Annotated in this window: 11 protein-coding genes; 5 read left to right on the plus strand and 6 right to left on the minus strand. The window is 34.9% G+C overall.

What is annotated here, in order from left to right:
* Positions 1–513 precede the first annotated feature (513 nt).
* From F6K40_RS33680 to F6K40_RS33690, 3 genes are all read right to left on the minus strand, one after another.
* Positions 514–918, minus strand: a complete 405-nt coding sequence (locus tag F6K40_RS33680) for a heavy metal-responsive transcriptional regulator (RefSeq protein ID WP_293142518.1) — start codon at positions 916–918, stop codon at positions 514–516.
* Positions 919–938: 20 nt separating this feature from the next.
* The gene (locus tag F6K40_RS33685) at positions 939–1,229 is read right to left on the minus strand and encodes a hypothetical protein (protein WP_293142546.1); all 291 of its coding nucleotides are present in this window, start codon (positions 1,227–1,229) and stop codon (positions 939–941) included.
* A 1,245-nt stretch (positions 1,230–2,474) separates the two neighbouring features.
* Positions 2,475–2,645, minus strand: a complete 171-nt coding sequence (locus tag F6K40_RS33690; RefSeq protein WP_293142549.1) for a chlorophyll a/b-binding protein — start codon at positions 2,643–2,645, stop codon at positions 2,475–2,477.
* 148 nt (positions 2,646–2,793) lie between these two features.
* Here F6K40_RS33690 and F6K40_RS33695 point away from each other — a divergent pair, with 148 nt between their 5' ends.
* Positions 2,794–3,354 carry a DUF3611 family protein gene (locus F6K40_RS33695; RefSeq protein WP_293142521.1) on the plus strand — a complete coding sequence of 187 codons (561 nt, stop codon included), beginning with the start codon at positions 2,794–2,796 and terminating at the stop codon, positions 3,352–3,354.
* Between the two features lie 1,547 nt (positions 3,355–4,901).
* Positions 4,902–5,642, plus strand: a complete 741-nt coding sequence (locus tag F6K40_RS33700; protein ID WP_293142524.1) for a helix-turn-helix domain-containing protein — start codon at positions 4,902–4,904, stop codon at positions 5,640–5,642.
* Here F6K40_RS33700 and proB read toward each other — a convergent pair.
* The gene (proB, locus tag F6K40_RS33705; protein ID WP_293142528.1) at positions 5,639–6,748 is read right to left on the minus strand and encodes a glutamate 5-kinase; all 1,110 of its coding nucleotides are present in this window, start codon (positions 6,746–6,748) and stop codon (positions 5,639–5,641) included. The genes F6K40_RS33700 and proB overlap by 4 nt on opposite strands.
* Positions 6,749–7,465: 717 nt before the next feature.
* Between proB and F6K40_RS33710 the strand changes: the two genes are divergently transcribed.
* Positions 7,466–8,536: a Gfo/Idh/MocA family protein gene (locus tag F6K40_RS33710; RefSeq protein ID WP_293142531.1), complete on the plus strand. Its 1,071-nt coding sequence runs from the start codon at positions 7,466–7,468 to the stop codon at positions 8,534–8,536.
* A gap of 763 nt (positions 8,537–9,299) precedes the next feature.
* On the opposite strand, the gene F6K40_RS33715 is transcribed toward F6K40_RS33710, so the two are convergent.
* Complete coding sequence (locus F6K40_RS33715) at positions 9,300–9,653, minus strand: phenylpyruvate tautomerase MIF-related protein (protein WP_293142534.1); 354 nt, start codon at positions 9,651–9,653, stop codon at positions 9,300–9,302.
* Positions 9,654–10,126: 473 nt separating this feature from the next.
* Entirely contained in the window at positions 10,127–10,606 is a 480-nt protein-coding gene (locus F6K40_RS33720; protein WP_293142537.1) for a flavin reductase family protein, read from the minus strand.
* Positions 10,607–10,856: 250 nt separating this feature from the next.
* Between F6K40_RS33720 and F6K40_RS33725 the strand changes: the two genes are divergently transcribed.
* The gene (locus tag F6K40_RS33725) at positions 10,857–12,689 is read left to right on the plus strand and encodes an ABC transporter substrate-binding protein (protein WP_293142540.1); all 1,833 of its coding nucleotides are present in this window, start codon (positions 10,857–10,859) and stop codon (positions 12,687–12,689) included.
* Between the two features lie 325 nt (positions 12,690–13,014).
* Positions 13,015–13,197 (plus strand): hypothetical protein, encoded by a 183-nt coding sequence (locus F6K40_RS33730; protein WP_293142543.1) that lies wholly within the window; start codon positions 13,015–13,017, stop codon positions 13,195–13,197.
* Positions 13,198–13,214 lie beyond the last annotated feature (17 nt).

The raw sequence follows: 13,214 nt of genomic DNA on the forward strand, positions 1-13,214 counted from the left end.
TGATGTCCTCCCCCTGTGTTGACATTGATAATAACAAAATTCTCCTAGCTTGTGTCTTGGGCCTATGAATGTTTAGCTTATGAAGGTATCCGAATCCTGGCCCTGGCTTTCATCCCGACGCTCCCCTGCGGGAGAGCGCGGGACTTCCCGCCAGGAAAGTTAAAGGTAGAGGAGGATCTGCCAAGTTAAGGCAAATAAGAAAGAAGCAAAAAACTCTCAGAAAAAAATTAATCAGTCAACAAGAAGGGAACCATGATGGTTCCTTTTTTTTATTTATAAATAAATTTATTTTATAAAAGAGATACATTTCCTATCTGAACTTTAGTTATACTTGATCGGCTACCAATTCCTATGTTCACCATTTCTATATCTTGCTCTTTGAGTATATAGCAATCCTAAATAGGTTCTAACAAATCAAAAAGTAAATAAAAAAACTGAAACTCTTACCTGTTCCCAGTTAAGTGTTCCCTTTTCCCTAAAAGCCATTAAAATTTTGTACCTCAAATAGGATTGCTATATTTGAGTTTGTATATTAGGACAAACATTCTTGCTTGCCTGATCGGTTGATGGTTCCTCCTGCCAATGCTCAAGAATTTGTTGTAACTCTGTTTTTAAGTTTTCCAATGCTTCTATCTGAGAAGTAATATCTTGGACTTTAGTGGTTAATTTATGCTGAACCTCTCTACAGGGTAATTCACCTCGATCTCTAATGACCAAGATTTCCGAAATTTCCCTTAAGCTCAAACCCAAGGACTTAGCTCGTTTAATAAAACCCAGTCTGCCAAGCACCGACTCTTCAAACAAACGATAACCAGATTCAGAACGTTCTACAGAAGGTTCCAGTAAACCAATATCTTCATAGTAGCGGATAGTCTTAATTGGAAAACCACTAAGAGCAGCAACTTGGCCGATTTTCATAGGCAATAAATTATTTTCGATCAAGGAAGATGCTTTTTATTTCTATTTAGAATTGGTAGCTGTGGACGAGACGAATTAGGAGGTAGATAATATTCAGGAACAGCAGTAGCTTGCTCAAGATAAGAACGCTTGAGCAACCAGAGACGTAAGGCGATGGCCATTCCCACCGTCCCCATTCCTAGACCAAATAAAGACCAACTTGCTCTGACACCTCCAATTACAGCATCAACTGCTCCCATTGTCACTACAAAACTTACTACCGGATCTTTTCGGTAAGCTGTTTTGAGAATTCTTAGCCATAAAGCGTCGATCATAAGCTGAATTTGATACAATGTAAATTTTAAGTATTTTTGATTTTATGTAAGGATAATGAAACTAAAATTCTCACTTCCTTAATCTTAAAATTATGTAGACTTATAAACTATACTGCCATATTGAACTTGGAAATTAGTTCAAACCATTAGACTTGCTTTTTGTCCTAATATTTATTAAGAATTTCAGATGTTGATATCAAATTATTTCCAGGATTTAAAGCACTTTCTTGAATTATAGCAATTTAGATATACAGATTCGATTGTACCAATTTCAGGAGAAAAATTTTATACTTTTGTAACTGTGAGATTAATTAGGCCTTGCTGATTAAATATAAAAGCATTGAAAGATAAGGGTTTTAGGCTTTTTAGGTCTTGAAAAAGTACAAGGAAAACCTTGTAATACCAGTTTGATAAATGTTTGCTACAAATAGCTAGGGTACTTTTTAGGAGTAGGGACGTTGCATAACAAAAATGCGAACGTCCGTACGGAGTTAGGAGTCGTATGGGAATGGCTTAAATACCATTTTTTAGGTCATATAGCGCTAGGGAATAGGGAATAGGGGATAGGGAATAGGGAATAGGGAATAGGCAATAGGCAATAGGCAATAGGCAATAATAAACTGTCAAATGTTTTTAGATTTAGAAATGTCGTAATCTTTGCTTCGACTGCTATAAATCAGCTTTTTTGTCAAAAGGATATCTTTTGTAAAGTCTTTTTATCGCCCTTACTATTCGTAAGATTCTTTTTTCACGCTTGGTATAAAAAGCTCAAAAATTTAGGATTTTGGGTTGCATAAGGCAGAAAAATCAAAGGATAATTCTTCCTCATGCCTCCTCGCTCATTCCCCATTACTCCTGACTCCTGAGTCCTGACTCCTGACTACTACCTTCACCCATAAGACTTTTTCAGGAAGCCCTAATTAGATGGATGGCTTTATGGCTTTAAAAAATCCCCAAAAGCTTGTGATTTAAAGATTGTAGCCAGAGGCAATAAAATTATTTAATTATTTATCTATCTTGGGTTGAGGAATTTTTTTCCATCTGAACTACTATATCAAAATAACCTAGTTCGTTTTTTATCTATCTGTTAAAATATAAAGATTAAGTCCACGCCAACTTGATAGTATGGCGTGAGAGTATGTCTCGTGACAAAGAATAATCCTCTAAAATACTGGAGGTATAATCTTAGTTCAATCTCAATTATTATAATAAATATCTGAATAACTAGGTAGATATCAAATCCTAACTAAGACCCAACCAAGAGAGCAAACCTTCCCCAGTAAAGTATTCGATCGCTAAAGTTAATACAAAGCCAATCATGGCTGCTCTACCATTCAGACGTTCTGCGTATTGGTTAAAGCCGAATTTTGGCTCATCTAAGTTAGGTTTAGTAGTAGGTTGTGGTTGTGTCATCATCAATTGGCCTTAAATTTAATAGTGTTTCTAGATAGAGTTGTTGCTTTACAATTCTTAAATATAATATTCTAAAAGGAGTTGACCAAACGTCAACCATATTTGTGCAAAAATTTTAGAGAAGTCAGAATATACAAGCAGAAGAAATATGTCAAATTCATCAGACTCGCCTTCTTCCTTGCCACCGGCAGTTGAACAGGTAGCTAGAGTACTCCGATTAGGCGGTTGGACTTGCTTTTGGGTACAACTTGTGCTTGGGATAGTTTCAGGTATAATTTTTCTTTTTGCTGTGGGTATACTAGGCCAGCAGACTGGAGCAAGTACCGGAGGTGGATTATTTTTTGCAGTTTGTGGACTTGTGGTTCTTGGTTTCAGCATTTTCTTGTCATTTCGTTACACTCGCTTGGCTAGGAAATTACGATCACCTACACCTTCTTTGAGGCCAAGCAGGGCAGATACAACTCAACAAGTGAAGAGGACTTTAATTACTAACTTGGTTGGCATGACTCTAAGTTTATTGGCAGCAGAAGCAATTGGAGGTATTTTATTAGGCGAATCATTAGCTAGAGGATCGTTTGTTTTTAATTCTACAGAACTAGAAAAATTTACACTGGATATTTTTATAGTGTTGGGTAATACTCACATAATTGTGGCTCATTTTGTGGGAATTGCAGTAGGGTTATTTTTGCTTGATCGGGTTTACAAGTAGTCAAGTTGGCAATGGTTTACTAGGTTGGGTATCGTTAAAAATCAACATAATTCCCCACTAGAATATAACTAGACTATGAATATTGTTTATAGTGATTCATTGACTTAGTAGACTAAATTTTTACGATTTTCTCCTATTTTTCTAAAACTATTTTGAAATAATTTAAAAAAAATACAAATTTATTAGAATACAAAGACTATAAAACTTTTTAGTATCAGCTAGCTATGCTTAAATTTTATTATTTTCTTATGCGTATGCGACAACAGGAGATTTACTCACCATGTTATAAGAACCTATCACACTAATAATATTTTTTCTGAAAAGCCCAAATATTCTTAAAGATAAAAACGAAAAATCCAGCCTTTCAGGAAAATTTTACTTAAACTTAAGTAAATAAGCATTTTTAGAATAGTGGGATGGGTTGAACAAAATAAGGAATGGAAAACACAGCTCTTCAACCTACTTTGAGATAAATATTTCCCATAAAAGCTAACTTTTCAACAATTAATAATTAATAATTAATAATTAATAATTACCTCTCCTTGAAAAGAAGAGGTAATTATTAATCATAAAATTTTTTTCTTGTTTCTCCTTTAAAGGAGAGGCTTTAAATCTTAATTATTCGGTAAACTGAGCTGAAAGCCCAATTCAAGGAAGCTCTAAGAATTTTAGACTCTAGTCATATATTACTGGCTAAACCTAACTCAAATTTTGATTCTTAACTTCTTGATATTTATACCTAAGAAAGCATTAGACATCTCCAAAAATAAAAAATGAAATCAATTCAAGATATGAAGTCAACAATTTCATCCCCTATTCCCTATTCCCTATTCCCTATTCCCTGAATTATGCAAGAAGTCTATTGATTAGGACATAAACTGATTATGAATCTAGAGAGCGGAAATGCTTTTCCAACTGTTCTCTGTTCCTAGTTAAGTTTTCCCTGCGATACTTAATAAATTAGCTCTAAAAAAACACTTAAGCAGTTAGAAACTTCTACGACAAACAAAAAGTTAAATCTTCATACTTATTAATCCGGAATCAATACTAACTCACAGAATAAATTACTTAGATTACTTCTTTTTAAGTAAAAGTAAAACTCAAACCATAATCAGGGAATTTAAGCTTGCATCTAGCCAGAGTTTTTCCGGATATATTCCCATAGAAATAGATCGAGATAGTTGGCGTTTCGGCTGTCGCCGACATGAAAGGCGGAGCCTAGTGGCAGCTATATCGCAACCTACTAATATTGAAGCTGAAATCCAAACTAACTAAGTTTACAGTTTTATATTGAAAAACTAAAAAACTTCCCTAGAAGAAGCAGTCGCTGAAATTGAGAGTTGCAAATCAAAGCATTAGGATTTGAAGCGCTCAAACTCAACCTCAAAAACTTAACTAGAACATTAAATAGGAAACAAACAAGAGTCTTCAATAGACCTAATTTATTTTCAGCCTAACATCATAGATGAGCCGGAAAAAAATAATCTTTCTCAACAAATTGATCGAGAAAAATTAATCCCCAAAAATCAAAACAAGGTTCCCAAAAAATGAGTAAAAACCTAACTACTGCCATCGAAGCAGAAACTCCAACTGAATCAATTGTCGTATCTATAAATTCTGATAATACAGACACTAATCTCTCAGAAAATAACCACAATTCCTCTCAAGAGTTTCAACCACAAAAGAATCTACTACAATGGAGGAAAAAGCCAACAAAAGCAGAACAAACAGCTTTAGCACTTCAGGAAAGAAAAACATATCTACAGGAACTAGGCGAAAAACTACAAAAAGCACGAAAAATGCGTTGTTTATCAATGAAACAAATTCATAAACAAACCTTTGTGCCACTTCATTACCTAGAAGCAATAGAAAAAGGTGAAACAGAAAAATTACCAGAAGATGTATATCTTCGGGGATTTATCTTTCGTCTTGGCAATGCTTTAGGATTTGATGGAGTAACTTTAGCAGCAGCTTTGCCTATTTCCAATTCACTTGAAGGTTTAATGCCATCTTGGTCTAAGTCCAATAAAGACTCTGGATTTTATCTAAATCCAGCTTACTTATATGTGGGTTATACAGTTTTAATAGCTGGAGCTGTAAGTGGACTAAGTTGGATGTCTCAACAACCAAGTCCTGGAGCAAATCTGATTCCAGATACACAAGAACCTCCTGATTCAGTTGCAGACTCAGATCGGCATTTAGAAACTACTCAAGTACCAGGATTAAAGTCTACTGCGGGTGGTCTAGTTGTTGGTTCTGATATGGCTCCACCAGAGACAATGATTTAATTTGTAATCAGAAGATTATCTCTATGTACAACTGTATCAGCTCCCGCATAGCCCAAAATATCGGGTATACTTTCTGAGCGACAACCTAGAATTTTTTGCAGTTCAATATTGCTGTAGTTGACGAGTCCCCTAGCTATTTCCTCACCTTCTTCATTGCATAATTGTACAGCATCCGATGAGTTAAATTCCCCTTCTACTTGAGTAATGCCGGCAGCTAATAGAGATTTGCCAGACTCAGCAATGGCCTTAACTGCACCCTCGTCTAGATAGAGCTGGCCTGTTGGAACTAAAACATTGGCAATCCAATGTTTCCGAGCGTTGATTTGTTCTGGTTGAGGTTCAAACTGAGTGCCAATAGATTCTCCATTGAGGATTTTTTGTATATTAGTGGGCAATTTACCATCGGTAATTACGGTTCGGACTCCAGCAGCAGTGGCAATTTTGGCTGCTTCAATTTTGGTAATCATTCCGCCAGTTCCTCGTCCACTAACGGACTCTCCAGTTTCAATTTGAAGTTCTTCAAGTTCTTCGATTCGCTCTACTAAGGTAATGGGTAAGGCATCTGGGTTATTTCTAGGATCGGCTGAGTATAATCTATCAACATCAGTTAGTATGAATAACCAATCAGCCTCTACTAGACTAGCAACTAAAGCTGAGAGAGTATCGTTGTCCCCAAAATTTAACTCATCAACAGCAGTAGTATCATTTTCATTGACTATTGGGACTACGCCTAGTCGCAAAAGTTGTTGAAATGTGTTGTAGGCATTGACATAACTACTACGTCGTGATAAATCACTTCTAGTTAGTAAAATTTGGGCAATTGTCTGTTGTAAAGATGAAAATAAGTCATCGTAAACTCGCATGAGTCGTCCTTGGCCTACTGCTGCTACTGCTTGTTTGATGGAAATATTCCGGGGTTTTTCGGTTAGTCCTAACATATCGCAACCTACACCAACAGCTCCAGAGGATACTAAGACGATTCGATGTCCCTGTTGACGTAAATTGATGATGGTTTCAATTAGGCTAGAAATTGTGGATAAGGCTAAATTTCCGGTTTCTGAATTAGTTAGGCTAGAAGTACCTATTTTGATTACTATTGTATTCATAGAAATGTAGGGCTACGCACAAGGCAAAAGTCATTCACGCAAAAGTCAAAAATAATCTATGACTGAGTTTGAGAATTTAGAAATGTTCTAACCTTTGCTTTGATTGGTATTATTAAATTTTTCAACTATTAATTAATTCTCTAGGAAAAAATCAGCCTTTAACTGAGTATAGCATTACGCTAATATGTTAAGACAATTTTTTTAAATGCTGCATTTACCCAATCTCTGACTGTTTCAAATGAAATTTTACGGAGGATAGGAAATAAGGGTTTCGCGCTCGCTTTAATAATTCAGTGGTACATAGATTTAATTTTTTTACTAACACTTTGAAAATACGTTAAATAAATATATTTGAATTTTGAATCCATCACTTCCCCGTAGCAGCACTAGGGAGATTTGAAAGATAGGAAAGCTTTTTTAAGGAAAATGTTCAAAAAAGATTCACCGGAAAATTGGGTTTTAAGCCTCTTTGTTTCACAAGGATTTTTGCTAGGATTTCTGTAGCAGAATTGCTAAGATTTATGTAGCAGAAAATATGGTATAATTTGAAGCTTAAAATTATCATCATCGACATTCCGAGAAGATTGCAAAACCTAAATAGAATTTCATAGCACTAGCCCCAGCTAACAAATTAAGATAAATTTGCAAAGACTAAACAAAACAAATCTATTAGTCTAATTAAGTGTGGTGGAGGAGAATCTAGGAGTGCTAACTAAAATGTCAACAGTATGTTCTACAAATTTTGCCAAAAATGGTCAAGCAAAATTGCTTCGTGTAGGGGTAATTGGGGTTGGTAATATGGGACAGCATCATACCCGTGTCCTAAGTTTGCTCAAAGATACTAAGTTAGTAGGTGTAGCAGACATCAATGTTGAAAGGGGACTAAATACTGCCAGTAAGTATGGAGTTCGTTTTTTTGAGGAGTATCAAGACCTTTTGCCTCATGTTGATGCTGTCTGTGTCGCTGTGCCTACTCTTCAACATTATGCTGTGGGAATGACCTGCTTAAAAGCGGGAGTCCATGTCTTAATGGAAAAGCCGATCGCTGCTAGTATTGCTGAGGCCGAATTTTTGGTTAATACTGCTGCTGAAACGAATCGAATTTTACAGGTGGGGCATATTGAAAGGTTTAATCCTGCTTTTCAAGAACTGAGTAAGGTTCTCAAAACTGAGGAATTATTAGCCTTGGAAGCTCATCGGATGAGTCCTTATTCTCATCGAGCTAATGATGTGTCTGTAGTTTTGGATTTGATGATCCATGATATTGATTTATTACTGGAGTTAGTAGCTGCTCCGGTGGTAAAACTTACTGCTAGTGGTAGTAGTGCTTCTAGTTCGGGAAATTTAGATTATGTAACGGCTACTCTTGGTTTTGCCAATGGTATTATTGCTACTCTGACTTCCAGTAAGGTGACACATAAAAAACGTCGTTCTATTGTTGCCCACTGTAAAAATTCTTTGACTGAAGCAGATTTTCTGAATAATGAAATTTTGATTCACCGTCAAACAACAGGAGATTATGTGACAGATTATGGTCAGGTTCTTTATCGTCAGGATGGTTTAATTGAAAAGGTTTATACTAGCAATATTGAACCTCTTCATGCAGAATTAGAGCATTTTGTTCATTGTGTAGGTGGAGGAAATAAGCCTTCAGTTGGAGGAGAACAAGCTCTTAAGGCATTAAGGTTAGGTAGTTTAATTGAGAAAATAGCTCTTGATAATTTGGCTTACGATTCAGTAGATTCAGAGTTTAATTTGTTGAATAATTCTATGTTGAAAGTAGGGTGATTTTTTTTGATAATTCTATTAGGGATTCTTTTAAAAAAGTATTTTTTTGTAAGCATTTAGCTGTCAGTTATCGCAATCCTAAAATTAGGTTGTAAAATTTTATTGTAGGGGTTTGGTTTCCAAACCCTGTTTTAGTTTTGGTTTAGAGACTAAACCCCTACAGTTTTTTTCACAAATCATTTAGGATTACTATCTCAGCTATTAGAAACTGTTTGTAAACTCATAAAAACCTCTCTCCAAACCTCTCTCCTCGTAGGAGAGAGGCTTTAAAACCCCTATTCCCCTCCTTTCAAAGCTATGCTTTATAAACATCTTTCTTAACATAAAACTTGGGCATTAGTGAGGAATTATGTATCTGTCATTTGAGATGCTTTTTCCTTGTCTTCCTTGTCTTCCTTGTCTTCCTTGTCTTCCTTGTCCCCCCTCCCACAAGGGTTTCAGGAGTTCCTGATCAGGGATAGCTTTCAAAGGGGGACTTTGAAGTTTCTCCTCTTAAAAAAGGGGCGGGGGTATCTAAAACTGTACCTAATACATTAAAGAATTGCTATAGGTTATCAGCTAACTTTAGTAGTTGGAGTTACTTGATTCTTTCAAATGCTGTTTGAGTAACATTTTATAGGAAAAGCTGAGTGGGAGCTACCTGAATTCTTGGATTTTTTGATAAATTACTCCGCCTAATTTATAGATTTAAGCGGAGTTTTACCGAAATAATTTTACGTTTTTCCGTTGCTAATAATTTCCTCTAAAAAATTAGGAAAATTTATCAGAAAGTTGAACTATTCCAACCCCACATGGAGCCTTTAGCATCAGAAAATTCTATATAAATTCGATTTTTAGGAACGTCTAGAGTTTGATTAATTTCTTGACAAAAATCTTGACTCATTGCTTTAGTTTGGTTAGGATTCATACTACCAACATTTTTAATTTCTATGTAGCAAGTTGGTTCGTCACTATTACCACCAAATGTCATGGGAATATCTGGTTCAAAAATTGTCATTACATAGGATTCTGGTTTACTAAAATGTTTTGCTATACCTGATGAAAGGTTTTTTAGAAGAGTGTCGATTTTATCTTTTTCTGGTTTGGCAGCAGAAGTTTGAACTTTAATTAATGGCATGATTTGATTAATAATTAACTATGAACGTTTAGGAATTATTCAGGTAGGTATTTAGCTATAAAAATCAACCAACTAATTGTCTATATATAGTCCTACTTACCCTAGATATTTTTACTTAAAATATTGGAATAATATCAGCTTTTCATTTCAGTTATCAGTTATCAGTGAAATACTAAAGTTGATTTTTTTCATCTCCTATCCAGGAGGTGGCTATTAACCTTATTTTTTGTTTAGGAAGTAAAAGGTTAAATTTATAGCAGTTTCAGAAAATTTTCCTATAAAGTTTTAGGCTAGTGTAACTAAGTTCAGATTATCTAAAAGCACTTTTTATTGAACTTCGTATTAAATAATAGCTGATAACTAAAGGTTTCTAACATTAGTGAGGCACATTTGCTTTTGTTCTGATATTCTTCCTGTTTCCTAAAAGTTAGAATTTTGTACCTCACAATTATAAAAATTGCTATTAATGGTAATTAACCACCATAATTCCAGCCTGTACTTTCTAACAATAGAGGATCTCCCTCACGATGCACACCTGCTGCAATTACTTCTGCTACATACACAGTATGATCGCCTTCTTCTACAGCACCCACAACTCTACATTCAACATAACCAAGAGTATCAGAAATAATTGGGCAACCAGTTTCTCCTAAATAAAATTCTATTTCTTCAAATTTATTCCCCACACGACGTTGAGGTTTGAAAAATTGTTGAGCTAAATCTTTTTGCTCTGCTCCTAAGACACTAAGGGAAAATACTCCACTAGCTTTAATCATGGCATGGGATATAGAACTTTTATTTACACAATTAACAATTAGGGGAGGCTTAAAAGATGCTTGCATTACCCAACTAGCTGTAAAGCCATTTACTTCATCACCATCTTTAACACCACAAATGTATAATCCATGAGGGATTTTACGCAGTATAGTTTTTTTTGCCTGTTCGTCTAGCAAAGTTTTACCTACTATTATATTTAAGAATTTGACATTTTTTATTTTAACTAAAATGAAGCCTCATCATTGAACCAAAGTCTAAAAAATAGATAGGAAGCTTAGTGGTATAATCAAAAATTTGGCTCACTAATATAATGTTTTTAGTTCAAGGTTCTTGACTGGTAAACTTTAGATGTAGTGTGGCACTATAGTTTTGAACCTGCATATATAGTGTATTTTCCTAAATCCTAACTATAAAATAAATATCAAAATGTTTTCCCTAAATCACTTTCTCCAAAAATTAACTCATCAAAAAAGTTGGCGTTTCATAGCAATAATATTAATAGTTGCCACCTTAGCGATCGCCTGCAACAACACCAAAATCACCACAACCTCAGAAACACCAAACACTCCCGAACCAGACACCCTAATTTGGGCAAGATATAGAGACTCGGACACCCTTGACCCCCATAAATCAACATCACCCTTATCTAGACAAATAATCGATCAAATTTACGACACACTTCTCACCTTTGATGAGCAAGGCAAAATTCAACCCAACCTAGCTAAAGAATGGTCTGTCAGTGAAAATGGGAAAGAATATACTTTCAAACTCAACGAAAATGTCAAATGCCATGACGGCACAACCTTTGATGCTAATGCCGTTAAATTTACCATAGACAGAGCCATCAATCCCGAAACAGAAAATAGCACTAAAGATAGTTGGGGGCCAATAGAAACAGTAGAAGTCGTGGACAACCTGACAGTTAAGGTGAAAATGACTGAAGCTTTTAGCCCTTTTCCCCGTTTTTTAGCTGACTCTTACTCTAGCATGATTTGTCCGTCAGCCATAGAAACTTACAACGACAAATTTGGTATAGATGGAGTAATAGGTACGGGTCCGTTTCAATTTGTGGAATGGACTCAAGGAGAACAACTTGTACTTGAAGCTAACCCAAACTACAAAAATTATGGGCGACTTGTAGAAAATTCTGGTACTCCTTATATTCAGAAGTTAGTAATTAAAACTATGCCAGAAGTAGAAGCTCGTTTAGCTGCCCTGAAATCTGGCGAAGTACATTTAATTGAACCTCCAATAACAGAAGTTTCTAATCTCAAACAAGAGTCTAATTTAAAACTTTATACTGCTGAAAATACTGGGCAAATAGTATTTTTAGAATTCGTTACTTCTAGACCTCCTTTTGATGATAAAAAGGCAAGACAAGCAGTTGCTTATGGAATAGATGTGAAAAAAACGACAGAGGAAGTATTAGCAGGTTTAGCTAAACCTTCCGAATGCGCGATCGCTGATGTTATGTTTCCTAATGATGGAAAACTTTGTTCGGATTTTAGTATTAAACCAGACGAAGAAAAGGCAAAAACTCTATTAAGTGAACTTGGTTATAGTGAGGATAAACCATTAGAAGTAACTCTCCTAAGTTGGAAGGGAGGAAACCGTGAAAAAATTCTCGAAAATTTTCAAACTCAATTAGAAGAAGTGGGTATTAAAGCTAATTTAGAAACAATGGATATTGGGAGTTTGAATGCGAGAATAAAACAAGAAAATAGTCAAGCAGAAGGCAATGGTGTTATTGATATGATGGGTTGGTCTTGGTACGACCCAGATTTTCTTTATACATTGTGGCATTCTCCTGGTTGGATGGATGGTTATCACAGTGATGAACTTGATAAATTACTAACAGAAATGCGAACTGCAACTAATTCAAAGGAACGGCAAGAAAAAGTTGTGGAAGTTCAGAAATATTTGTTGGATAATGCTGTGATGGTGCCACTTTATAGTCCTGGTTGGATGTGGAATTATGTTAGTAATTCGGATGTGGAAGGTTTGAAATTAGGTGTTTTTAATAGACCTCAATTTAATGATGTAAAATTATTGACTGCTACAGATAAAAAAGAAGCAGTTAAGTCTCCTACAAGTTCTGAAAAAGAAGAAGTAGAGCAGGAAGTTAATTCAGATGCTACGGATAAAAAAGAAGCAGTTAAGTCGCCTGCAAGTTCTGAAAAAGAAGTTGTAGAGCAGGAAGTTAATTCAGAAGAAAGTCTAGAAAATCAAGATTCTGTTGCTTCTCCAGAAAATGAATAGGAAGTAGAAGTATCTCCTTTGCTTGATGTAAATAAATAATTATTGAGTTCTCAAATATCCTCAAATATAATTTTTATCAGTATCGTAATCAAATTAAAGATTACGATACTTTATTTATGAATTAAATAAACAGACTTTTTCGGAAATTAGTATCACTGAAGCTTTTTCTTTTTATGGTAGCTCATATATTGTATTTCCTGGAATTGCCGAAGAGCCAACATTTATTTTAATAAATTTAGTAAAAGCAATATTTTTTGAGGGTGAAAATTTTTTCAATGAGCAATTTAAACGCAAAGCTTATGAACTTATATTAGCAATTTTACTTTTGAGTAATGAGATAGCTAGATGTACTGGATTAGAAAGAGGAGTAGAAGCAGTAGATACAAGTAGTGATGTAATTTTCCCAACTTCTCAATACATGAATCAATTGAAAAAATCTGTATCTTTTACTAAGTCAGAGTTAACTAACTTACTAACTGAAAATGGTATTATTTTTGAGGCAATATAAAATTTGATATTAGAACT

This window comes from Okeania sp. SIO3I5, assembly GCF_010672085.1.
GTDB lineage: Bacteria > Cyanobacteriota > Cyanobacteriia > Cyanobacteriales > Microcoleaceae > Trichodesmium.